Origin of the sequence: Moorella sp. E306M, assembly GCF_006538385.1 — a bacterium.
Lineage (GTDB): Bacteria > Bacillota > DSM-521 > Neomoorellales > Neomoorellaceae > Neomoorella.
In genome coordinates, this window is the sequence record NZ_BJKO01000001.1 from 888050 (window position 1) to 911145 (window position 23096).

A 23096-nucleotide genomic window follows, 5' to 3' on the forward strand; every position below is an offset into this window, starting at 1 on the left:
AAAAATCACCCCGTTTTCGCCTATATTTCAATGCCTTTATATACTAATCCGGCCTTCTTTTTGGTGATTTTGGGTCCATTTTCGACGCTTTTTCCTGTAATTTCTAGTTGTTTTTTGAGTACTTCTAAAGGTGGATTGAGTATTTCAAAGGCCGCAGTAGCGTAATTCCGGATATCAAAAGGTTCGTTTCTGGCTCCAGAAGTCCGCTTTTCCCAGTGAATAACCGCTTTGCCTTTTGAGTACCGGACAACCCGGTGTTCGGCTGTCAGCCCCTCAAAATACGCCTGATCATAGCCTTTCTCGGGTTCGGCGGGGAAATGGCAGTATCCTGGTCCTTCAAATTGTACTTTTAGCCGGGATGAAACCATGTCTTTTCCTACATCCACGCCCACCCCGAAGAGCCAGACGCCGGCATCGTTACGCCTTTTGGGCCGCTGAATATAGGGCACCCCACTCCCGCCCTGGCCTTTTATCGCCCATACGCGCTGGAACTCGCGTTCCTTGCAAAATTCATAGACTTTCTTGGTATGGTGACCGCCTGAGTCAATGCAGGTTGTCATTATCTGCAGTATTTGGCCGTCTTTACGGATATAAGTCTTGTTTAATACGGCATCGAGCATTTCCCAGACATGCTCTTGACCGGGATCGCCCATAATGACCCCGTACTGGATACCCCAGCTTTCACGTTCCAGTCCCCAGCCGACTATTTCATATTCCAAGCGGTTATCCTGCACGTCCACGCCGCAGGTAAGGACCAGAACACCATTAGGTACCTCACAGTCATACCGCTCGCGGCGCTTAATTAAATCCTCAGCTTCAATCCCTTCCCCTTCTTCTTCCCAGGTTTCACCCAAGGTAGTATTGACCCAGGCTTTTAGCATTTCAATGTTGCCCTTCTTTTTTTCGTTGTAAGCTTCCTTGAATTCTTCGATAATCTTCTCCCACCGCTTCCATGGAGAAGCAAGCTCGTTCAGGTGGAAACCGCGTGTCTTTGCAGTAGGTTCCTTAGCTACCCATTTGCCCTGGCCGCCCTTCCATTCAAATTCCCCATGCCGGGCGCCGCAGTACAGGCACTCATGTGTGACGTCCTCAAACCGGATCTGTGCCCAGGTCAGAGGCTGGTACCGGCCGCAGCTGGGACACGGTAAGCACCATTCTTCTTGAGTAGAATTTAAAAAAGCCGCTTCTATGCGGCTTACACCTTTGATGGTAGGGGTGGATACGAATACTTTTTTCCGGTTCCAGAACGTCGTTGTACGCTTTTCGGCTAAAGTTAGGGGATCACCTTCAGTTCCGGCGCTGGCCGGGAAACGGTCCACCTCGTCGGCCAGGAGAATCCGGATGGGCCGGCTGGCAAGACTGGAAGGAGAGTTGGCCCCTACTAAGGTAATATGGCCACCAGGGAACTTCTTGTGTAACAGGGTATTGTTGCTGTCGCGGCTGCGAACATCCTTTACTTTCCCCCGTAGCGTGGGAGTATCCCTTATCATTGGAGCTAGCCTGTCTTTTGAAAACGCTTCGGCTAGCTTTTCCGTCGGCATGACCAACATGATTGGCGCTGGATCGTAGTCTATGTGGTAACCGATAATATTCAAAAGTATTTCTGTCTTGCCAACCTGAGAGCTGGTCATAACTACAACCGTTTCTACGGCCGGATCATTAACTGCATCCATTATTTCACGCTGGTATGGGGCCCGGTCTGTCCGCCATTGTCCAGGTTCTGCGGATGATTCTGGAGACAGCCGGCGGTAAAGGTCAGCCCATTGCGAAACCGTTAATTCCGGTGGCGGCGCTACAACCCGGGCAATCTCTTTAAATAGACCCAGAGTGTCATTTTTTGGCTTTCTGACGGCCACGCCGCGGCGTCTCCTTCGCTGGAGGCTCTTCTTTGTTATCTACTTCATCCTCGATTGCCAGTTTGTCTTTACTCCGGGCGTAGAACACCTCCGGGTCATAGTCTGATAGTTCCATTAGGGCCTCGTAAACTTCTTTTTTGATTATATCCTGGATAACCGCCAAGTCTGTTTGGCCCTGTAGACGCGGCGCCGCTTTAGTCGGTATGGCCAGGCACCGGGCCCTGAAAGCCCCCAGCATATCATTCATGACGCGCCGGACGTCCTCTGACCGGTGCAGCTCGCCGCGCATGATCTGCAGCTCCAGTTCTACTTTCTGGCGGTTGGCCCGGGTGAGAAGGGTCTTCTCTTTTTTGAGGTCTAGCTCTTCATCGGATTCGGTACTGCTGGCCTTTATCCAGGCTATGTATTGTTTCACAGATGCCGCCAGGTCAAATTTCCCGCGGGATAATTTACTAATAATCCCCGCCTGCTCAAGTTGGCGGATACGCCGGTCGGTCAAGCCAAGTATTTCCGCTAATTCAGATGTACTGTATATCCTTTTTCCTCCTTCACCCATGACTGCACCACCTTAATTTTTAATAGCGTAAACGGAAGCGGAAGCGTAATTTTTTTCGCTGTCGCTAGAAAATTTTCGGGGCTCGCGAGACCCGTGACCGCCGCTCCCTCCAGAAGGACCCGTGCTAAAAAGGCAAAAAAGAAAAGAGCTCGGCGGCTCTTTCTTTGCTCTAAGTAAGCGATGCAAACATATATTCTGTAATAGTATCATACACCTTAAAAAGGAGCTCTTCCATACGTTTATCTTTCATAAATTGTAGCTCTACTTTGTAACCCCCAGCTAAATTAAGTTTTATTTCGGCATCTAAATCAAAAGTACCAGCCGTTTCAATTGAGTACGTGACAATTGATTTATAAGGAATTGTGCAGTACTCAATCTTTTTCCCTGTAATTCCTTGCTTATCAGCAATTAAAATTCTCTTGTCGGTGAAAATCGCAACATCCCGGATAGTTTTTACCGCAAAAAGTGGCTTTTCTTGAGTGATTAACATTTTATTCAGGTGTTCTGGAATAGGTACTTCTTGGTAAAAACAATATTTAGTTGATAACGCATCAGCCATAAAATATGTCCCCCTTTTGCCTTTTTATCTACCATTATTCGGCAAAAGGAAGATAAATTCCTGTAATGACCTATAGAACTCGTTGGCATTATTATTCGCTATACTTCTCTATAAGTTCCTTAAGAGTATCGGGCAAGTAAGGCCAAACCTCGTTAGCACCATCAAAGAAACCATCTTGTTCTGCCAGTTCCCAATATAATCTTGCCTCTTCATAATAAGGGGTTTGTAATCTTCTAACAAAATTTACCCATTTGCGTATATTACTCGCTCTCGGTTTATCCAGTTTCGGATTTATATGTTGCCCTACGTCAATTAAACTTAATAGCCTTACTAAGCCTTTTTCTCCAAGGAAATGTTTTAAATCTAAATCAAGATCGTATCTGTAACAACCTTTTTCAAATTTTCCCTTTAAAGGCGAGGCGCTATAGTGATGTACTATAATAAAGTCATCATAATTACCATTTTCATCTTGATGAAACTGCACATACCCATCCTCTGGTTTTTGGATAACTTCTCCACAGGTATCACAAATCCACTGTCTTAATGGAGTTAACTTCATAAGTTTTCCCCCTTCCACCTACTACTATTCGGCAAAAGGGGATAATTTCCTGCAAACTAAACAGCCGCCCTCCCGGACGGCTCCACAGTTAGAGCATAACACATTTTAGGCTATTTTTTGTCCGCTTTTTGTTCGCTCTAAAAACTGGGCTGGCAGACAATCAAAGAAAGCCTTGACCACATATTGACGCATCTCATAGAATTTAGTTTTGCCAACAAACAGCATCGTTTCCCAAATAACCCAGTCCGGACGTACCTTTTCAATATACTTTGCTTTCACTAACTGAGCATACTGGCCATTCTCTGCCCTAAGCATTTCCATTACTTTTTCAAAATGGGCCAGCTGCTGTTCCCGGTCCCGGATTTGCTGTAATATCTCCTGCCGGCGTAAAGGATACTCATCCATAAATTCCAGCCACTTTTCTTGCTTGCTGTCCAAATTTCCGCCACGTACCGGTATCGCATTAGGATTACTCATCCAGGTAGGAGGTGAGGCTGCTTTCGTATCAAGCTTTTCTAGCTCCGATTTTAGATTTTCAATCGCTATTCTCATTCGTGGAATAGAGTATAACCATGCTTCGACCCTGCGAAATTCCTGTTTTGTCAACCTAACTACCTCCCTTTAAACAGCCTTCTCCCCCGGCAACAATCCACCCAAACCCGGTTTAGGCCGCTCTTCCATCAACCGTTTCAAAACCCCAAACCTCAGCCTGCCCATCACCCGGGCGCGGGCCACCGAAAATAACTCCCTAGACTCCCAGCACACTAATTCACCATATACTGCCGGCTGCTTAATCGCGATATACTCACCAATCGTTATCATATCGCACCTTCTTTCAGTGCCCAACGTCCATTACTGCACCAAAAACTTCTGATACTGCTCTTTGCGCCGCTCATTGGACAAATGAGCATAGACCTGGGTCGTAGCCGGATTGGCATGTCCCAACAACGACTGCACGGCAACTAAATCCGCCCCCTGGTTTAACGTAAGGGTAGCAAAGGTATGGCGATAAACGTGAGGATGTACGTTCTTCTGGATCCCGGCCCGTTCCCCAATCAACTTAATTTCCCGCTGGATAGCCCGCCGACTCAACCGCCGGATCGGTTTTCTCTCGGTCACAAACAGCGCTGGGTGGGCATCGTCCCGGCTCTGTAAATACTTTTTGAGGTAATGGATTGCTTTCCAGCTGAAAAATACCTCTCTTTCTTTGGAGCCCTTCCCGACCACCCTGCATGACCTCTGCTCCCAGTTAATATCCTGGCGGTTCAGCTGATGAATTTCGCCCAGCCGGCAGCCGGTAGAATACAGTACTTCCACCAGGGCCCTTTCCCGCGGCGTCCGGCAGGCCTCGCGAATCATTTCTAGTTCTTCAATACCCAAAGCCTTAGGTAATCTTTTCTCAGCCTTGGGCGGCTTAATCTTCCTCGTCGGGTCCCGGGGGATTATTTCCTCCTCAACCAGCCAGCCGAAAAAGCTTTTAAGGACGGACAGCTTCTTTGCTATCGAGCTCATTTTAAGGTGCTCAAACTGCCCCAGGAACACCCGGATATCGGCAGTAGTGATGGCTTCAACCGGTTTTTGCACATAGTTCCCGAAAATCTTTAAATCAAGGGCGTAACCATCAAGAGTATACTGGCTTAAGCCTTCTAGTTTTTTAGCTGCCAAAAATAACCTGGCCTTTTCAGCTATATCCGGATGCCCGGCCGTTATTACCGCTGGCTTAATATCGTATGCGGCTAATAACCCTGCCAATCTTACCCTAACCTGCATAGGGTCTATATTCGGGCAAAACTCCGTCATTACTTGGACAAGTTGATTTAATAATTGTTCCATGTTTCTCCAATCCTCCTTTGCAGGTAGAAGGTAGATTGGAGACCGGTCTCCTTTATTTATTTCCCGGGGTGATCAGGCCCGGGGGATATTACCCTGTTTTTTCTTCCTCCCTGATTACCGTCACCACGTCCCAGCCGCCAAACAAACTGGGCACGCATATTGCCACCAAGCCATCTTCGACGGGTACCTTCACCCCCAGCCGCTCGTTTGGCTTGACGCCTACCCTGAGCATCCCCTGCAGCCGGCGGGCAACTTTGTTACCGAGTTTTTTAGGGTTTTTCCCGCCGCGAATTTCTACCCGGTCCGCGGCGTGCCTAGTCATTCGTACTCGCTGGCTCATGGCGACCACACCCGGGTAAGCTCGTCACCTACCAGCTGCCATTCGGGCTCGGCGAAAAGCCTCTCGCAATTCATACACCGCCAACGGCGGATCTCATCGCCGAAAAACACCTCATGTACCGGGCCGCCGCAGCGAGGACAGATCAACGTTGCCCCATGTGGACCGCCTCCTCTTTCGCACTTTCTTTGAAATGCGCACTTAACAAATTATTCTAGCGTATTATATGCCCGCATTTCCCATCCACACTCTAAACACCGCCACCGTCGCCACCACGTAGGAAATTCACACACATCCACCTTGGTACTTCCACACTGAGGACATTTCCTAATGTCCTCTTCATCTTTACATGAGGAACATGCTTCGCTTATATAAACCATACTTGCTTCCTTCTTCGCAGTTTCTTTAGAATGCGTAATTAATCAGCCACTACAATTTTTGCTTCTTTCACTTCAATATGACCCCAAGACAACTTTCCTGTGAGAAGTTCTTCAAAGTCGTTCTTAATTTTTTCTTTTGTGCCATTGTCGTCTGTGAAAATTGATATTGTAACCAAATAAATTTTTGACATTTTTCTTCACCTCTCCCTTCGCATTCTAAACATACTGCCTAATAAGCCCTCTCCCGGCTTCTTTCCTCGCTGAATCCTTCAGGATACCTCTTCTTCAGCTTCTCGATATTCCGATCGGCAATCCTGTCTAAGTAAAGGTCGGCCGTATTAGCGATAGTGGCTATATACCAGAGCAAATCCCCCAACTCCTCGGCCAACTTATTCTTGTCCAGCGGGTGGCCGTGGAAGCAAACCTTTTTGAGGTAGTCCACCACCTCACCGGTTTCGCCGGCAAGGCCCATCGCGAAATTAACGTATCGCTGTTCCTTTGGTATTTGTTTAGCCGTCCGCTCGGCAGCCAGCTGGTACTGATAAAAATTCATAAATCCATCAATCCTTTCTAGGAAATTGGACCCGGCGCCGGGATTTGAACCCGGCCTCCCCCGCCGTGCTACGGAGACGCGTCCCCAGCGCCGCCGGGTCAATCTAATCAAAACAACGCTAACTGCTCGGATACTTGTTCTTCGTAGGTCTATTTTTTACACCGCCTCCCGACATGTCTGGCGATATTCGCAATCCCCTTCCTCATTCATACCCGGCACTTTCAGCCGCAGGAGTACATCACGGAGTTCGCACCCCTCCGCCTTATCCCTGCACTGCCTACACCAGCCGCCGATCGCGAAGTCGGCTAGTAGGTAGACGTCCTCCAGGTTGCTGCTCTTCGCAACGCCTTTCGGCGCCAAGACGACATCGCACTGCCCCGCCTGCTTCAGTATCCTTTGCCACGCCTCCGGCGGGATTTCTTTCGCCAGGGCATCGGTCACTTTCCACACGAAAGACTTCGCCGTTTTGAGCCACTTTCGATGTTCTTTATCCCGCATCTCATTCGCCTGGCACTCGAGCCACTCTGCCGTGCCAGCAAGCATAATAAACAACTCTCTCTGTGCACGATTAAGGTAATTTTTCATTATCCCGCCTTCCTCTCCAGCCGTCGTACCTTCACGCTGCCTTCCTTTAACTCCCAGGGGCTCACCGTTACCCGGTATTTCTCAAGCTGCACTATGGTGAACCTGGGATACACTTCCAGCACTGTGCCCCGGTGCCACTTTGTCGTATTAGCTTCTCCCCGCCCATAAGGCAGGCCTACCTCAAGTCTTTCTCCGGGGCTAAATTCAAGGTTATTTGCTATTGCAGGCCCGTTCGGGGGCAATCCTCTTATATTTCGCCAATCCCGGATACTACCCGGATGGCAGCCAACCACTTTAGCAATCTCGCTGTCCGTCAGGCCCTGGCGCCAAAGCTTTAAACGTCTTTCGTTTTCTTCGGGCGATAAAGGAGACTTGCGCTTGTTGACGATATTCAGTCCGGCCACTATATCACCACCCTCGTTTGCGATAGCGCCTGCTCTATCCTGGTCGCTTCAGTAGTGTATTTTGAACGCAGTTCTTCCAAGTTTGCAATTACTTCTCGCGTAAAAAATCGTTCACAAGCTACATCCTCCAGCAATTCTGTCAAGCACTTTACATTTTCCCTGGCCGCCTGAAGCCGTTGAAGAGCTTCGCTGACAGTAATGCCTTCCTGTTTTTCTGATTCTGATGGTTCTGCTTCTGCCGGTTCGGCCGGCCGCGCAGCTTCCTGGCCGGCAACGCCAGGTTTTTCTTGCCCCTTTTTGTGCAGCCCCCATTTCGTCAGCCGGTAATAAAAGGTGCCGACACTCATAAACCCATATAGCTTCATCATCTGTTTCTTGGAAATCCCAGCTGCTAACAACTTTTCTGCAACCTCTTTGGTCAGGTCTTCCGGTCGCATCTGCCGGCACTGATCTAGGGGGATACCTTTTTCCAGGGCTTCCAGGGGCGTAGGTTTTTTGCCTGCACTTCTACCTGTACTTCTGGGATTCCAGTGGACTCGATAGTTTCGGTCACGGTTTCTTCCTCCCTCCATATTGCCGGCGCAGCTATGCCGTGCCGGACCATTTCCGCTAAAAAATGCTTCCGACTTACCTTAAGCAGTCTGGCCGCCCCGGTCGGGCTTGTACTATGTTCCACCGCATAGATAACCGCCTTCCGGCTTAAAGGCCGTTCTCTAATTTTGACCGGCGGGCCGTACTTTGCCGCTATCTCCTCCGGATCGAGCCGATAGGTAACCACCGGCCCCGGGGAAGCGTAGCCGTCGCCCACAGCCGCGCTTTCATATGGCAGCCGGCAGCCCAGACGGCTTTTAGCTATGCTGGTGTTGTGGCCGCTCTGGCCCATACCTCCTCACCTCTATGCGGCCGTTTCTTTCGCTTTTTTAATGGCCTTTATGAGTTTCACCTGCTCCTGGGTCAGTCCCTTGATATCCCCCAGGACAGCCTGGCCGACTCTAGCCAGCACAAAGGCGTCCGCTTCGTCGCTGTTGTCAAACTCTATTCCCCACCTCTTGTAGACATCCCGGAGAATAAGTTCTTTGGCCGCGTTCCCCTTCCCCGTGGCAAACTTCTTTACCTGCGTCGGCGCCACTTCAATCCAGGGTACCTGCTTCTGCGTCAACAGCATCCGGATCATCCCGCCCAGTTCGCCCATCTGGTGGGCCTGGTTACTCCGGGCGAAGGCATATCCTTCGACTACTACCAGATCCGGTTTATATGCGACTAATCTCTCTTCCAGGATGTTTTGCAAGGTTAACAGTCTTGCAATTCCTTTTTCTTTTACCTCCAGGGTTTCGTGTAAGATAAGGTTTCCGTTTTCCAGGATCACCAGGCCGGTGCTGGTCAAACTGGGGTCTATACCCATGACGATGGTCAAGATTGAAACCCTCCCTATTTTCGGTTAAAACAACTTCCCTTGTTCTATTTCAGGTTTTAATCCCAGCCATTCCCTCACCTCTGCCGGCAAATCTTTTATTTTCACTTCTGTTGCCTGCGCCAGCATTAAAATCGCCTTTACCTCTTCCTTATACGGCCCCAGGTATTTTGCTGTCACTTGCCTCCACTCATCCTCCTTCCATTCTCCGGGTAGCAGCTTCAAATTTCCTGTAGGCATTTCTTGCACCCTGGCTCCACCGCACCGTATCCCATGCAGGGTACTATAAAGCTGCTCCAGCTTGGGGTCGCCCTGGCAGTACCAGTAGGCTTCGGTCAGCACCCTGATCCATAGTTCGTGGTCCTCGGCCAGGTCCGGGCGTGGGTCATGCCAGTAAGTCTCGCAATCCGGCGGCGGTTTGAGAGGGATAAACTTGAATTTGGGCGGCTGGCCGGCCGGGGTGTTATTGCTGCTGGGACCGGGGCCGGTATTGGTTTGCCCGGCGGACTGGCCCTGGAGAATCTGACTGTAGCGCCCCATACCTATACCCCCTATCATTTATTAATGGTAATTTTTAGGTGTTACCTGGACTTCATAAATTACCGGCCTTCTTATTGCTATGTTTTTGGGGTGCACGTTACCTCTGTGGATAACCAGGTAACGCTCGAGGTAACAGTAGCTTAGGCCTTGAAATCGCTCGTTTTAGTTACCCCATGAGGGTATTTTTGTTACCTCGTTACCTCTACAGCGGGAGGTAACATATTTTGGAGTGAGAAGATTTATTGAGGTAATCGGAGGGGAACCTGGTATACGCCCCTCTTTTTATCTCAAAAATTTTTTCTACCCTAATTCCAGGTAACAAGGTAACATGCCCTTAAAAAAACTAGTAATTTCAAGGTCTGAAGGGTGTTACCTGGGGCGTTACCTTTGCGTTACCTTAGAGGTAACGGAGGTAACGCCTTTTAAAAAGCTGGAGCCTGTTCCAGTGGTTTTTCTTTGGCTCTGATAGTTTCCACAAGGTCTAGTAAGACTTCTGGCATTTGAGCTATTTCAAGCATATGAACCTTCCGCGGCGTTCCATTTAATCTTTTATTGATTACTCCATCTTTCACATAATAGGGTTCCTTCTGCAGATACCCTAAAATAGATTGCTTATCAAATGCCTCCCGGCCCGTTTTTTGCCGGAAGTATTTCGCCCAGGCGTCATACAGACCCCTGAGATAAACCCCCAAGCGACCTGCTTCCCCTTCGTCTTCATACAACCCGAAGAAATTCAGGTAGTTTATTTCCCCGTCAAGCACCAAATAGTTGACATCGCTCCAGAACTGGTTCAGCATGTGTTCTTCCTCGCCGGCTTGTTTGATCTGCTTGCACGTCTCACCCACCCACCGGATAAATTCCTCATCCTGCAATACGACGGTATCAAAGGCCCCGGCGCAGATGGCCCAGTTCTCCGCTGTCCGGTCGCTGACGTCCAGAGCCAGCAATGCTTGCTTCAACTCTGCTATGTTGGCCAGGATCTGCGGCTTCAATCTTTCATAATTTGTAATCAGCCAGTACACAAATCCTGAAAATCGCTCTTTATTAGTGTTGAGCCAGTCGTACCAGGTCCGGTCGCGTTTATAAGCTGAAATCTGCAACGGTATGCACCGGGTAAATAAACCGTTGTCCTTTGGAAGTTCCTCGCCGCTGATCGCCACCGTAGCATGTACTGCAAACCCCCTTGCTTGGAAGGCTGTCGCCGTACCTTTGCCTGAAAGCTGTCGGTTGTAGGCCGACCTAAAGAAACCATCTTTCTGGGTTATCCTGGCCTCATTCCGGTACTCGTCGAACCATACCCCCAGGCTGCTGTAGTAGCTGAGCGCCCGGGCGATGTAATTTTGACTCGTCTCACTTAACCCCACGCCGTCATTTTCGATACCGAAGAAAGCCATGATCCACCGCATGAAGGTCGATTTGCCGCTTTCCCGCTTGCCGTGCGGGAATAGTATCGGCAGGCATTTATACTGCTGGAATATATCCTCGCTGAAGATAGTAGCTATCACCCAGCCTATCCCCATGTACGCCTCGTACCCGCCTATCGACTGCCGGAGCTTCTGGGCAATATCGACAATATCTACCGGCGTTTCCCGCAGGGCCGGGATGGCATCTTCGATGCTTTCTCCCCTGGCGCCGATCTGCAGGGATTGAGGTTTGTACCCCTTGCCGTCAATCCAGATGATGCCGTCGTTGTCTGGCCGGTAGACCTTGCCTTTGTGGATGGCCAGGTTGCCGAAAAGCCATAAATCTTTATTTATCCGGCCTATTCGGTCCGGCATGTAAATTAACTCTCCGCTGTCACGCAGAAACTCTAACTTCCACACATTTAACAAATCCTGGCTTGTCCCCTCAAAGACGTAATTTCCCTTGCTGAAACAGAACTTCTTAAACTCGTTCACCCCTGCCATGTTTTGCGGCTCCAGGGGGAATACTGCTGAAACTTCGCCGTACTCGTTAACCAGTTCTACGTTGCGTATAACGCCGTCTGGCGTGAAGAAAGAGGACTTGATATTAATTACGAAATTAGAAATCGTTTCTTCATAAGTCTCACTCCCCTTGTGCCTGGTAGCAACGTATTTATTAAATTCCCGGCGCACCGGCACCCTGGTAAAATGCCGGGTTATCTTGCGCCGGACAATCCTTTTTGCTTCTTCTGACAGGCTGTCCAGGTATTCCTCTGGTGGCAGTGCCCTGGCGATGACCTGCTCAATTTCCTGCCGGGTACGGCCCTGGGCCAGGGCGCCGTCAAAGTCGATCTTACCGTTAACCCGCCACTCGTCCGGCAGCCAGCCGACCCGGGCAATAAACCCCGCCCGGCCCAGCTTGTAGGCCATTATGTAGGACCAAAATTGAGTGTCGTAGCGGTCCTCGACTTTTTCTTTGAAGTTCGGGAAGGCCGGGTTATCTTTTATCTCGTTGTCAAAGATCACCGTAACCCTTTTAACCTGGAACTCCCGTAGCAGTTCTACCAGGCGATCCAAGTTTTTGCCGCCGAAGCTGCTTATTCCCGGAACAGCCAGGGCTGCGAAGCCCCACTGGTGCAGGGCAACCGCCTTGAATTCGCCCTCAGTCAAGATTATATGTTCCGGGTTACCGACCAGGAGTAGCCGGCAGTAAGGCTGGATGGGCAGACCTTCAAACCCTATCTTATGTGGCCGCAGGTGGTATACTATGCTGGTTTCGTCTAAGTAGGGTATTAGCACCAGGTCGTCCAGAAGTTGGTTGTTTGTTGCCAGGCTACCGTTAACCTCTACCAGGATGCCGCTGGTCTTAAGTTCTTCTTCAGGGAATTCTTCTCGGAGTTTTTCTACCGCCCCCTGCACCTGGGGACCACCGGAACGAAACATAAATCTATCTATAGTTTCATCCGTGAAACCGCGCTGGCTTTTTAGCTTGTTCCGGTGGGCCCCCGTCAGGGTTGTTAGCTCGATAAACCGCTGGTAAATGAAGGTGTTAACCTGGGATGGCCGGTCCTGGGTTGCCGGAGGGTTTTCCTCCTGCTTCCCATCTTTGCTGTTCTTGGAGTTTTTTTTATTACTCTTGCCTCTTACCAGGGTTAAACCAGGTTTTTGTGAAGAAGCCTCAGCCTTTTGTGCAGGCTTCTTGACCTCCCATTTGAGCCCGGCCATTTCAGCAAGTTCTTTAAATGCTTCCTTCCCGCTTATCCCCCTGGCCCTGGCCAGAAAGGAAGTAATGCCGCCTTTCTCGTTGCACTTATAGCAGAGCCACTTCCCGGTTCTTCTGTTGAAGTAAAAGTGTTTTTCTTCCCGGCAGAAAGGGCAGTCCGCTTCCCATTCGTCACCGTGCTGCTTGCGCAGGTTGACGCCGTTACCCCGGAAAACTTCTTCTACGTTTACGTTTGCAAGGATCTCGTCTATAGTAGCCAATATGGTTTCACCTCTCCCCGGGAATGGGGATTATCTCTTGGCGGCAGAAATTAATATCGTTAAACAGCTTTCTTTTGTTGTTCCTTGTCAGTGATAACTTCAAATTTGATTACGGCAAATCTGCCATAAGTGGGACGATAATCGCCAATCCCGATAAGTCTTCCTGCTTGCTGAATAACTTCATTTAATAACTGTGGCGTAATATATTCAGGCAATAATACTTGCATTAAAAACGTTGCCTTCCAGCCTGCCAGCATGGCAGGGCGAATCCGCGTAACCGCATTTCTTTGAATGACTACCCTGCTTTTGTCAAGGTAATCCCATTCTTTAACGCCTAAACTGGCCAGGGGGGTCAATGGAGCTATCCCAGCTTTAAAAAGGTCTTGCGCGCTTTTCCGTGGGCTTCTAGGGTCTTGCTTAAATTTGGCTGCTCCTATAATTGCCCCGTGAAGATACTTGCCAGGAATACAAATTTCTCCTTTTTCATTGCGATAAACATAAGCTTCCAAGTTGTCTGTTTTCTTAGCGGTACTGTTTTTAGCTGCATTGGCTTTAGCTTCTACATCTTCGTTACTCCAGCGGTGAAATAAAATATCCGCAGTTCCCTGGATGGTGACTTCGACTAAATAAGGTTCCATGATAGCCGCTGCTCCATCATTAGAAACATTATTGACGGCTGTAACTTTTTGGGTAGCCATGTTATGCTGCTCCTTTCTTTTAAATTAAATAAACCCTGCCACGCCGAGCCTGGCCTGGCCATGCCACACCAAGCCCCGCCCTGCTGCACCAAGCCCTGTCGCGCCACGTCCAGCCAAACCATTCCTGAGCCTGCCGCGCCACGCCAAGCCTGCCCCCACCCCACCGCTCCAGATCATGCCTCAACATATCAAACCTTGCCGTGCCAAGACATACCTTGCTTTACCTCGCCAGACCATGCCACATCTAGCCTGACCCCGCCCGACCGTACCAGGCCACGTCACACCATGCCACTGACTACATAACTTCGATTTATCCCGCTTTCAACAACTCTACCAACCTGCTGTTCCGCTTTATTGCTCTGTTATTCTTTACAGCTCTATCAACGGCGTCCTCCTGACAGACCAGTACCAGCTTCTTTTTTGCCCGGCTTACCGCTGTATAAAGCAGATTTCTTTCTAACATTATCCAATGCCCTCTGCTTAACGTTACAATGGCCACCGGCGCTTCACCGCCCTGGGCTTTATGCACCGTACTAGCATACGCCAAGGTAAGCAGGTCGGCGCTTTCATCATCGTCGCTAAAAAACACCGGCTCATCCGTGCCGTCAATATCCACCAGGATACCCCGCTCTTTGCAGGTTACTATTTCCCGTACTATTCCCAGGTCACCGTTGAATACTCCCAGGCGGTAGTCATTTTTAACTACCATTATTTTGTCGCCCTGCCGGTATTCTCCGCTGCTCAGCCGTATCGCGGGTTTATCTTCCCCGGCCGGATTCAGGGTTTCTCGTACCACCGCGTTCAAGTTAGCCACGCCGTCAACGCCCTTTTTCATTGGGGCCATGACCAGTACCCCCATCAGGCCGTACTGTTTAACTGCCGCCAGGGTTTTATTCCGCACAATCTCCGGTATTCGGTCTCGGTCCTCAACCATAATAACCTCCACGTCCGGTAGGCGCGTCCAGTTGGCCGGCAACCTGCCCTGCCGTACCGCATCGGCCAACAGAGCGATACCGCTACCCTCGGCTTGACGGTAGACGTAATTTAAGCGGGTGGTGGGCACTATGCCCGAGGTTATCAGGTCGCGGAGGACACTGCCAGGACCTACACTGGGGAGCTGGTCTACGTCGCCGATAAGGACGGTCTGCAGGTTGTCTGGTATGGCTCTGAATAAATCCCTGGCCAGCAGGAGGTCCATCATGCTTACTTCGTCTACAATCAGCAGGCCGGGGCCAGGCAAGGGATTTAGTTCGTCGTGCTCAAAACAGTCGTATTGCGGCTGGTAGCGTAATAAACGGTGAATAGTAGAGGCATAATGCCCGGTCACCTCCGCCAGCCGCTTTGCGGCCCGGCCCGTAGGGCTGGCAAGGTAAATATAATGATCCGGGTGAAGCTGCTTGTAGGCGGCCAGGATCCCCCGGGTAACGGTTGTTTTACCCGTACCGGGACCACCTGTAACAATGCTGAGATTGTAGGTTAAGGCCTTTAATATAGCCTCGCGTTGAGCATCGGCGTAGGTAATACCCAAGTTGCTTTCAGTGGCTGCAATCAAACCGGAAAAGTCCACTATTATTTGCCCCCTGTTCGGCTATTTCACCGCCCTGAGCCTCGGCTGTTCAAGGTTATCAGGTTCAAGGTTATTAAACAAACTTGGCCCGGTTATACTGTCCCAGTCAACGCCTTCATCCAGCAGATTAGGAATCCCCCGCATGGTGCTGGCCCAATCAGGGCCTAGTTTGTAGTGCATATTGGCCCAATCTTCAATGTCGTGTAAGATAATGTCCCCATCCGCCCCGATATGCCGCAGTTCATGGTAGACAAGGGCGATTATCTGCTCACGGCTCATTGTTTCGATGTTGCGCTTGTAAAACTCCATAATGTAGCTAAAACTCCGGCCGGTTAACTGCGTTATTATCTCCCGGTACTTTTCGGGGATTTTTCCGATCTGGGCGTTCTTGTACTTGTTTTTCTGCTTGCCTTTGTCCTCGGTATTGTCTACAAAGAGAATTTCATCCACCAGCTTAAACCGCAGTTCCGGGTACTTCTTCACCAGGGCCTCCGCGATAGGCCGGTAGGCTTCGTTGATGACGTACTTGCCGCCCCACTCGGGGAGCACTAACAAGCGGCTGGTATCAATGTCCATGATTATCCCCTCCGGTTTAAATAACTACCTTTAATCTAATACTTTAACTCTTACCATCTTTCGGCCCCACTCTAAGGCCTTCATCTTATCCGGGATATACAGGTCGGCCTTATACCCTTTTATCGCCCTGCCCACGTCGAGAGCTACTGTATACCCCACTTCCGGGATCCAGACCACCGAACCCAGGGGAATAACTCGCGGGTCTACCGCCAGGGCACCGCGGTCTACCGGCAGGCCGGTAAACATGATGCCCCTGCCGTCCATGCCCGGGTCGTTCGCAGTATAAGCCGTTATCTCCAAGACTAGTTCCCGGCTTTTTATCCCGCGGGAGGTTTCAAACTGATACCTTTTCACCCGGGCAGCTTCCTGCATAGCCTTTTCTAATGCTTTGGAGGCCTCATCGGCCGCTTGCGGGGAAGAATATACTGGTCCCACAGGTTCGCTCAATTCACCGTTCGTATCTGGGATAGTGATGATATCCCCCGGATTGAGCTCCTGTCCGGGTTCCAGGCCGTTGAGATCTTCCAGTTCCTTTAAAGCTTTCTGGTTGTCCAGCTTCGGCAATACTCTGCCGGCAATATCCCGCAATGTATCTCCGGGCTGGATTACATAAAGCGAATATCTTTTCGGTTCCTTTTCTTCTATCTCCAACCTGCCCGCAGCCGAGTAATTGCAGATTGCTACCAAAGCCACCACGATAATCGTCACAAATAGAAACCGACTACGGTGTTTCATTCCTGTGCCGCCTCGCTTCCAGATAGTCTTTCCGCCATCCCCCTCACCCTGCCTGCAAACTCCTTTTCCGCCTCGTACATGCCGGCATAGTAAATGCAGTCGCCCTCCCGGACAACCTCTCCCCGTTCCTGCAGGGCCTTTACTGCTTCCGCCACCGGGGCCACCTCTACCCTCGTTCCCAGGGCCTCCGGCAGCCTGGCTAAAATCTCAGAGGGCCGCAGGTAGCAGTGGCCGTCGTTGCCGGCTTCAGACAGCAGCCACTTTACCGCTGCCTCAAGCCGGTACGGGCTGTCTTCCGGAATCCCCACCGCCCGGGCAATACGGTCGGCCGTCTTAAAGCCCACGCCAAACATCTCGTCGGCCAGGACGTAGGGGTTGGATTTAACTATATCCAGGCTTTCCGCCCCGTACTGCTGGTATATTTTCGCCGCCAGCCTGGGAGTGATGCCCTGGCCGCAGATAAGGGAAGTAAGCTCAGCCAGGACGCGGTTCTCTGTTAGAGCCTTATGGATTTCCTCAGCCTGTTCCGGGGTAACGCCGGGCACCTTTTCCAGCACCCTGGGGTCAGCCTGGATTTTATCCAGGCAGTCATCCCCCAGGGTGTCCACGATGCGCCCGGCCTTAACCGGGCCGATGCCGGTAGCTACGGAACAAAGGTACTGTATAATCCCCTGCTTGCTGGAAGGCATAATTACCTCGTATCCAGAGAAAGCAAACTGTTTGCCAAACTTGGGGTGGCTTTTCCACGTGCCGGTGAACTCGTATTCGTCTTCAACCCTGACGGACGGCATGTAGCCTACAGCCGTAACATCCTGGCCGGGACAACGGACGGAAAGGACGCAGTACCCGTTGGCAGGGTTACTGAAAATGATCCGCATGACGCGGCCTTTTAGTTTTTCCATGCTCACCTCTTCTCTAGCTATTGCCGAAATCACCGATCTAGGCCCCCTCTAATCTGGCAAGCAGTTTATCTCGTTTCCTTTCAATCTCGATAAAGGTTTTGCAATATCCTTTATGAGGGCAGTCCCCGGCCGGCCAATCTTCAGGTTCATTCTGCGTGTCATCGACAAGGCAGCAGTAATCGCCACCGCAGTCTGGTATAAATCGTAATTCCTTTTTCAAAAAGCCGCGCACTTCCGCTACTTGATATTGAAGTTTGGCCAGTTCGTCAAGCACAGTAGAAACTGCAGCCACATCTCTTCGGGACCACATATAAAAACCAGGCAATACGTTCCCGTGAGGAAGTTTAAACTTATCTAGTCTATTATTGAGATGCTGGATAGCTTCAGTTTGTGTCATGTATTTCTCCCTCCCAGGGCTTCCCTGGCCCGGCCAATGCGGTTCAGGGCCTCCTTGACCACTGCTGCCGGCAGTTCCTCCCGTTTGGCAATGTCGTCGATAATCTCCTGGATCTCCAGGAACTTCGCTTCTCCTTCGGCGGCCAGGAGACCCAGGAAGCGGTTGATGCGTTCTTCCCGTTCCTGTTCGGCTTCGAGGTGATCGCGGGAAAGAACTTCGTAACCCGGCCGGGCTGATTGCAGGGGAATAAACTGGCATGTCATACCTGGCTTATCTTCGATTCCCGTATTGAATATTTCTGCCAGGACTACCCCGATAGGTCGGTCCATTTCCGCCGGAGTGGCCGCCAGCCGGCATAGGGCGCCGGGGTTGATAAACATTACTCCATCATCCCGGTCAACGCACATTGCCGGATGCTCAGGGAAACCCAGGTGGTAATGCCCGGATATGATTACATCAGCAGTTGTTTTGACATTTCTCACCAGAGTATGCCGCATATCAAACCCCGGTGGCTTTTCCAAAAGCATTGAGTGGACAACGTGTATTTTAAATCTAATTTCAGGATAATCGTCCGGCGGGGGGGTAAACTGCCCCATATCAACATCTGTTTCGGTATTGTAACCGTGACCAGTAATAGTAATAATCAGGTTATACTCCGGCGAAAATTCGTACGGTTCCATCTGTAAATCCCGGATTAATCCTAACCTTGCCAACAGGCCGTAAGGCGTCCGCCGCACCGTCTCCTGATTGCCCCCGGCTATATCGTGGTTACCCATGACTGTAAGTACCGGACAAGGTTGCTCGGTCAATAAAGATGCTAGGTCCGCTACTACGCTCCAGGAAGTATTGAAACTGTCGAATATGTCGCCGGGGATAATGATTGCCGTTGCTTCCTTGTCCCTGGCAACATGAAATACTTCTCGCAACTTGGCATCCAGGGCCTCCTGAAAATTGTCCAGCCGTCCTCGGGGATTACTTCCGCGGTAATGGAGATCTCCGCAGATTACTAGCGTAGCGCTCATACCCGCCGCACCTCGCTTATACCGTCCCGCTGGCTCACCTGGTAGCTCACATCGGCTACCTCGGCCAGCGCCGCCTGGTGTGTGATTAAAATTACCTGCCGTCCCGTCTTCCGGGCATATTCTTTCAAGAAGACCGCCACGTTCGGGGCATAATTGGCGGACACGTGCTTCCCTACCTCGTCCAGCAGTACCGGACCGCCGGGCTTCGGCCTGGCCAGTTCCATAAGCGCTAACCGCAGGGCCAGGCTCACCACGTCGGTTATGCCGCCTCCACGGCCGTCCTCGGGGCTGGCCGCTACAACCGTATCCCCATACCTGCTCACCACCTGCCAGTCGGCCGCCGGCTGGCCGGCCACGGTGCGCATCTCGATCCGGAACTCCAGGTCATCGTCGGCAAAAACGGCCTGTAGGGCTGCAGTGACGGTCTGTTCAACCCGGCGTTTCAGCTGCTCCCGGGCATAATCGGAAACCTTAGTAAACAACGCCTGTACAAGCTGCCAGACCCGGATATCTTCCTGGGCCTGTTCCAGGTCCTGAAGTTTTGCTTCTTTCTGCTTCTGCAGGAGGGTAAGCTGGCCGGCGGCCTGCTGGTATTGAGACCGCAGGGCCGCCAGGCCGGTTTCTATCCGGGCTAAGGAGGCGATGTCCATCTGCTTTGCTCCTCCTATCCCCGGAGCAATTCTTCCGCCCGGGCCAGGTTTTCGGTGATCTCCTGGTCCAGCCGGGCGATTTCCGCGTCCAGGTTTTCAGGGGTGACACCTAGTTCTGCCAGCTGGGCGATAATTTCATCCCGTTGTCTGGTATAACTTTCCAGGTTTGCCTCGGCGCGGGCCTTCTCCATTTTGCCGCGCTCGATCTGGGCTTTCAGGTTGTTTAAGCGGTTGGTGATATCGATGGAAGGCGCATTAACTGCCATTTCATATAGCCTCCTTGCATTTTTGGTTCCCTTGATTGGGGCAGTATTCAGGGTTTATCAAGCATTTCCAGCAAGCTAAAATGGGACACTTCAAACATGGGCAAGCCTCGTCACAATTTCTGTATGCCATCAGACAGCCTCCCGTAGTCTTTCCGGGTCTATGTCTCCACCACACAGCGGACACTTGCCAACCTTAATTAACTGTTCCTGGTAAGCAGCTTCTAGATTTACGATTTGCTGTCCCCACAGGACTACCGCTTCTTTAGCCTTCTTCTCTTCAGTTTCTGCCTGCCGCAGCCGGCCGACCAGTTCGGCAATTTTTTCCCGGCGCCCGTGGGCGTTTTGTGCCCTGGTCAGGAGTTCCTCAGCTTCATTCACTCCGGCCAGCCGGCGTACTGCTGTAGCCGCCTGGTTACGGGCCGCTTCTGCCTGGCGGTATAGGGCGCCGATACGGGCCAGGGTTGCCCGACGTTCTATTGCCGTGGTTACCTGCTCAGTTATTTTTTCTGCCTCGGATAGGCGAGCATGTTTTTCAATTGTTTTTCTAGCCAGACATAAGGTGTGTTCTATCCCGGCTAAGGAAGTATTATAAGACGCAATCTTATACAACCGTACGATTTCGGCCTCCATCTGCTGGGCGATTTCCCCTGCCAGCTCTAGTCCGGCAAGCCTAGCTATGGTATTTTCGGCCTGCCAAATCTCCCTGGTAACCAGTTGGAGCTTGCCGGCCAGCTGATGCAGCAGTTTTTTCTGTGCCTGGGCCTTCTCGGCCATGGCGAGGGCATACTCCGCCAGGTCAAGGTATTGCCAGCGCTGGATGGTAAGTCTCGCCGCGGTTATCCCCGCGGTCACCTGGCGGAGTGCTTCTTTTTTCTCGGCCAACTGCCGGCGGCGCTCCTGGGCCGCTTTTATCCCTGCGACGATCTGCTCTAAAGCTCCAATTCTAGCTGCCAGGGCAGGCAGGTAATCATACTGCTTCATTTGCTCGTCCAGGGTGGCGATTTCAGCAGTCAGCCGTTTCTCGTCCTGCCCCCGGCGATAAAGGTCCGTGGCCAGCTGCTTGGCAGCATAGTCTACCTCTTCGGTGCCGGCGAGCTTGCCCAGGACCTTGGCCCGGGCCCCGGCACTGATTGATTTTCCCAGAAAGGGGGCATCTAGTTGTTCCGACAGGTTGAGGGTCAATTCCAGGTCGCCGATCCGCGTTGGTCTTACTCCGGTTGTTTTCTGTATCTCTAGAGGGGGTGTATTGCCGAAGCCGGCAAAGACTTGCGGCTCTTTACTAACAGGCGAAACTATGCTATAAGTATTTCTGGATTTAGTTCTTTCGCGGATAACTTTGGTGCCATCTTCCAGGGTCAGGGTCACGCGGGAGAAGCTGCAACCCACACGGATAAAGTCGGTGCCCTGGGGAACGTTGTAGTAGAGCCAGCGGAGCGCCCTAATTATTGCGGTCTTGCCAGAGTCGCTGGGGCCTACGATGACGGTCAGCTGCCCTGGCGGCGCCGGCTCAATGGCTGTTTTTTGGTGGCTCTGGAAGTTTTCTATTGTCAGCAACTTGATATGCATTTCAATCACCCCTTCGGGGGGCCGGGCCGGTGAGGCCCGGCCTTTTTTGTGGTTAGAAGGGCTCATCGGCGCCAGTGGCTTCGGAAGTGGTAAAGTTTTCGCCGGTGTCATAGTAATCCTCGGCGTCAATGCCAGCCTTACGGGCCGCCGTAACGACAGCTTCACGCATCCGGATTAACTCCGGGATTTTCTGCAGAGGTGTATCCCCGATAACCTCCGGTTGGGCTAATGCTGAGTACCGGAAGCCCCGGCTTTCTGCAGTTTCTAATGATAGTTTGACTACCTTTTGGATAGGAGCCATCCGCTTCTGAGCTAGGGCTGTTACAAAGGCATCAAATTTCCCCAGGCTTGTGGGCGGCAAGCTAATCCTGGAGGGAATTATTTCATTTTCTTGCAGCAGGTAAATCCAGCGCATCTCCTTACAAGCTTTGCCGTGACCGTCTTTACCACTGCCAAAAACGTTTTTAGGGCATTTGGCGCAGGGATGCTCAATTCCATTTGCATCGATGCCGGTTTTACCGTCCATGGAGCTGCAGGTAGGTACCTGCTGCCCCTCGGTCTCCCAGTATCCCCTGGCTTTGTGATGGTACACTATAATCCCGGTTAGACTTTTCGCTGTTGAACCGTCCGGCATAAGGAATGACTGGGTTTCCCGTGAAATCTTTACCCGAGGCGGCCGGGGGTCAATGTTCTCCAGGGCCGTCTGGACCTCGTTTTGCAGCAACTGTGCAATTTGCTGCTCGTCCACTTCGGTTAACTGGAGATCCGAATTGTGGAGCACCAGATTGCTTTCCGGTATTGCCATTAGGAATCACACTCCTTAAGGTTTTATTAAAAGGGTTCTTTGGTCAGTTCTTCCTGGTCCTCATTAGCGCCGGCCGCCAGGAGGGCCAGTTCGCGGGCGGTAAGGTCAACAATGTAGCGGTAAGCCTTAAACTGGTCCTGCAGCTGCTCCAGGTCAAATTGCGCAGCGTTTAGCTTGGCTTCAGCATCGCGGACGGCCATGTCCGCAACTTGGTAATCAGGGTCCAGCTTTTTACGCCGGGTCAGTTCGGCTGCCCTGGCCTCAGCGTTGCTGTAAGCCGGCTTGCCGTTGTTAGGGTTCACTTCGGCAGCAATGGCGGCGATTAGCAGAGCTTCAGCTTCTACCCGGACTTTTTCCGCGTCGGCCAGTTCCCGCCGAGCCTGGGCAACCTTATCTTTCTGTGCCCGGATTAGGGCCGGAAATTCCAGGAGTTTTGCCTTAAGTATTTTCGTCTCGTACTGGGCCAGCAGGCCTTCTATTGATGTAAGCACTTAGTCCCCCTCCTATTGCAGGTATAACCGCATCATCAGCAGGAATAACCGGAAGTCCCGGACCTTACCACGATAGGCGAGTATTTTCATGCCGTTTCTTCCTCCCGTTTTAGTTCTTCCATCAAGTCTTTACATAATGCTTGAAAGCTTTGGGAGACACTGTTTAATCTGTTGATTAACTCGTCCATCCGCCGGGCAGCATAGTCCCAGTCCCTGACGGCGAAGCGAAATCTTTCAGCTGCATGTTGTGCATATCCCAGTTCCTCATGAACTATCTGTGCCAGCTTCTTAATTTCAGTCATTGTCACTTGCTTGCCCCTCCGATTGACGCCCCATTTTTTGCTGTGCTAAAATGAGGGTGTAGCTTAATTCTGGTTGCCGGCTTTAGAGGCCGGTCTTTTTATTTGTTGCTTGTTGTTTCATGGCTTTCTCACAAGCGGGACACAACCGACTGGGTTCCAT

At 51.2% G+C, this 23096-nt stretch carries 30 protein-coding genes; all 30 read right to left on the minus strand.

Going from position 1 to position 23096, the window contains the following annotated elements:
* Positions 1 to 20 precede the first annotated feature (20 nt).
* The 30 genes from FLZ89_RS04745 to FLZ89_RS04885 all read right to left on the minus strand — a co-directional run bounded on the left by FLZ89_RS04745 (position 21) and on the right by FLZ89_RS04885 (position 22942).
* A complete protein-coding gene (locus FLZ89_RS04745) occupies positions 21 to 1856 on the minus strand; it encodes a phage terminase large subunit family protein (protein WP_141304506.1) in 1836 nt (611 codons plus the stop codon).
* The gene (locus FLZ89_RS04750) at positions 1831 to 2412 is read right to left on the minus strand and encodes a hypothetical protein (protein ID WP_141304507.1); all 582 of its coding nucleotides are present in this window, start codon (positions 2410 to 2412) and stop codon (positions 1831 to 1833) included. Before FLZ89_RS04750 ends, FLZ89_RS04745 begins: the two co-directional genes overlap by 26 nt.
* Before the next feature lie 169 nt (positions 2413 to 2581).
* Positions 2582 to 2971 (minus strand): PH domain-containing protein, encoded by a 390-nt coding sequence (locus FLZ89_RS04755; RefSeq protein ID WP_141304508.1) that lies wholly within the window; start codon positions 2969 to 2971, stop codon positions 2582 to 2584.
* Positions 2972 to 3062: 91 nt separating this feature from the next.
* A complete protein-coding gene (locus FLZ89_RS04760; RefSeq protein WP_141304509.1) occupies positions 3063 to 3530 on the minus strand; it encodes a hypothetical protein in 468 nt (155 codons plus the stop codon).
* A gap of 105 nt (positions 3531 to 3635) precedes the next feature.
* Positions 3636 to 4136: a hypothetical protein gene (locus tag FLZ89_RS04765; protein WP_141304510.1), complete on the minus strand. Its 501-nt coding sequence runs from the start codon at positions 4134 to 4136 to the stop codon at positions 3636 to 3638.
* 246 nt (positions 4137 to 4382) lie between these two features.
* Entirely contained in the window at positions 4383 to 5363 is a 981-nt protein-coding gene (gene xerA, locus FLZ89_RS04770; RefSeq protein ID WP_141304511.1) for a site-specific tyrosine recombinase/integron integrase, read from the minus strand.
* An 88-nt stretch (positions 5364 to 5451) separates the two neighbouring features.
* Positions 5452 to 5685 (minus strand): hypothetical protein, encoded by a 234-nt coding sequence (locus tag FLZ89_RS04775; RefSeq protein WP_141304512.1) that lies wholly within the window; start codon positions 5683 to 5685, stop codon positions 5452 to 5454.
* 14 nt (positions 5686 to 5699) lie between these two features.
* On the minus strand, positions 5700 to 5849 hold the full coding sequence (locus FLZ89_RS15620) for a hypothetical protein (RefSeq protein WP_172613445.1): 150 nt from the start codon (positions 5847 to 5849) through the stop codon (positions 5700 to 5702).
* Between the two features lie 269 nt (positions 5850 to 6118).
* Entirely contained in the window at positions 6119 to 6271 is a 153-nt protein-coding gene (locus FLZ89_RS15625) for a hypothetical protein (RefSeq protein WP_172613446.1), read from the minus strand.
* A gap of 38 nt (positions 6272 to 6309) precedes the next feature.
* Positions 6310 to 6633: a nucleoside triphosphate pyrophosphohydrolase family protein gene (locus tag FLZ89_RS04780; protein WP_054937047.1), complete on the minus strand. Its 324-nt coding sequence runs from the start codon at positions 6631 to 6633 to the stop codon at positions 6310 to 6312.
* A gap of 156 nt (positions 6634 to 6789) precedes the next feature.
* On the minus strand, positions 6790 to 7218 hold the full coding sequence (locus tag FLZ89_RS04785) for a DUF5651 domain-containing protein (RefSeq protein ID WP_141304513.1): 429 nt from the start codon (positions 7216 to 7218) through the stop codon (positions 6790 to 6792).
* A complete protein-coding gene (locus FLZ89_RS04790) occupies positions 7218 to 7622 on the minus strand; it encodes a helix-turn-helix domain-containing protein (RefSeq protein ID WP_141304514.1) in 405 nt (134 codons plus the stop codon). Before FLZ89_RS04790 ends, FLZ89_RS04785 begins: the two co-directional genes overlap by 1 nt.
* The gene (locus FLZ89_RS04795) at positions 7622 to 8059 is read right to left on the minus strand and encodes a hypothetical protein (protein WP_141304515.1); all 438 of its coding nucleotides are present in this window, start codon (positions 8057 to 8059) and stop codon (positions 7622 to 7624) included. The genes FLZ89_RS04790 and FLZ89_RS04795 overlap by 1 nt, the downstream gene beginning before the upstream one ends.
* Positions 8060 to 8073: 14 nt before the next feature.
* Positions 8074 to 8505, minus strand: a complete 432-nt coding sequence (locus FLZ89_RS04800) for a hypothetical protein (RefSeq protein ID WP_141304516.1) — start codon at positions 8503 to 8505, stop codon at positions 8074 to 8076.
* 12 nt (positions 8506 to 8517) lie between these two features.
* Positions 8518 to 9036: a crossover junction endodeoxyribonuclease RuvC gene (locus FLZ89_RS04805; protein WP_141304517.1), complete on the minus strand. Its 519-nt coding sequence runs from the start codon at positions 9034 to 9036 to the stop codon at positions 8518 to 8520.
* A gap of 24 nt (positions 9037 to 9060) precedes the next feature.
* Positions 9061 to 9573 carry a hypothetical protein gene (locus tag FLZ89_RS04810; protein ID WP_141304518.1) on the minus strand — a complete coding sequence of 171 codons (513 nt, stop codon included), beginning with the start codon at positions 9571 to 9573 and terminating at the stop codon, positions 9061 to 9063.
* A gap of 422 nt (positions 9574 to 9995) precedes the next feature.
* Complete coding sequence (locus FLZ89_RS04815; protein WP_141304519.1) at positions 9996 to 12959, minus strand: CHC2 zinc finger domain-containing protein; 2964 nt, start codon at positions 12957 to 12959, stop codon at positions 9996 to 9998.
* A 59-nt stretch (positions 12960 to 13018) separates the two neighbouring features.
* Positions 13019 to 13657, minus strand: coding sequence for a hypothetical protein (locus FLZ89_RS04820; RefSeq protein ID WP_141304520.1), 639 nt, complete (start codon positions 13655 to 13657; stop codon positions 13019 to 13021).
* A 310-nt stretch (positions 13658 to 13967) separates the two neighbouring features.
* The gene (locus FLZ89_RS04830; RefSeq protein ID WP_141304522.1) at positions 13968 to 15224 is read right to left on the minus strand and encodes an ATP-dependent DNA helicase; all 1257 of its coding nucleotides are present in this window, start codon (positions 15222 to 15224) and stop codon (positions 13968 to 13970) included.
* A 21-nt stretch (positions 15225 to 15245) separates the two neighbouring features.
* A complete protein-coding gene (locus FLZ89_RS04835) occupies positions 15246 to 15800 on the minus strand; it encodes a putative metallopeptidase (RefSeq protein ID WP_141304523.1) in 555 nt (184 codons plus the stop codon).
* Positions 15801 to 15830: 30 nt separating this feature from the next.
* The gene (locus FLZ89_RS04840) at positions 15831 to 16535 is read right to left on the minus strand and encodes a 3D domain-containing protein (RefSeq protein ID WP_141304524.1); all 705 of its coding nucleotides are present in this window, start codon (positions 16533 to 16535) and stop codon (positions 15831 to 15833) included.
* Positions 16532 to 17470: a helix-hairpin-helix domain-containing protein gene (locus FLZ89_RS04845; RefSeq protein ID WP_141304525.1), complete on the minus strand. Its 939-nt coding sequence runs from the start codon at positions 17468 to 17470 to the stop codon at positions 16532 to 16534. The genes FLZ89_RS04840 and FLZ89_RS04845 overlap by 4 nt, the downstream gene beginning before the upstream one ends.
* Before the next feature lie 4 nt (positions 17471 to 17474).
* Positions 17475 to 17834 (minus strand): hypothetical protein, encoded by a 360-nt coding sequence (locus FLZ89_RS04850; RefSeq protein WP_141304526.1) that lies wholly within the window; start codon positions 17832 to 17834, stop codon positions 17475 to 17477.
* The gene (locus tag FLZ89_RS04855; RefSeq protein ID WP_141304527.1) at positions 17831 to 18856 is read right to left on the minus strand and encodes a metallophosphoesterase; all 1026 of its coding nucleotides are present in this window, start codon (positions 18854 to 18856) and stop codon (positions 17831 to 17833) included. The genes FLZ89_RS04850 and FLZ89_RS04855 overlap by 4 nt, the downstream gene beginning before the upstream one ends.
* Complete coding sequence (locus tag FLZ89_RS04860) at positions 18853 to 19506, minus strand: ATP-binding protein (protein ID WP_216363841.1); 654 nt, start codon at positions 19504 to 19506, stop codon at positions 18853 to 18855. Before FLZ89_RS04860 ends, FLZ89_RS04855 begins: the two co-directional genes overlap by 4 nt.
* A gap of 14 nt (positions 19507 to 19520) precedes the next feature.
* Positions 19521 to 19823, minus strand: a complete 303-nt coding sequence (locus FLZ89_RS04865; protein WP_373995615.1) for a hypothetical protein — start codon at positions 19821 to 19823, stop codon at positions 19521 to 19523.
* A gap of 78 nt (positions 19824 to 19901) precedes the next feature.
* Positions 19902 to 21404: an AAA family ATPase gene (locus tag FLZ89_RS04870; protein WP_172613447.1), complete on the minus strand. Its 1503-nt coding sequence runs from the start codon at positions 21402 to 21404 to the stop codon at positions 19902 to 19904.
* Positions 21391 to 22143: a hypothetical protein gene (locus FLZ89_RS04875; protein WP_141304530.1), complete on the minus strand. Its 753-nt coding sequence runs from the start codon at positions 22141 to 22143 to the stop codon at positions 21391 to 21393. The genes FLZ89_RS04870 and FLZ89_RS04875 overlap by 14 nt, the downstream gene beginning before the upstream one ends.
* 26 nt (positions 22144 to 22169) lie before the next feature.
* A complete protein-coding gene (locus tag FLZ89_RS04880; protein ID WP_141304531.1) occupies positions 22170 to 22634 on the minus strand; it encodes a hypothetical protein in 465 nt (154 codons plus the stop codon).
* An 86-nt stretch (positions 22635 to 22720) separates the two neighbouring features.
* Positions 22721 to 22942, minus strand: coding sequence for a hypothetical protein (locus FLZ89_RS04885; protein WP_141304532.1), 222 nt, complete (start codon positions 22940 to 22942; stop codon positions 22721 to 22723).
* Between the last annotated feature and the right edge of the window lie 154 nt (positions 22943 to 23096).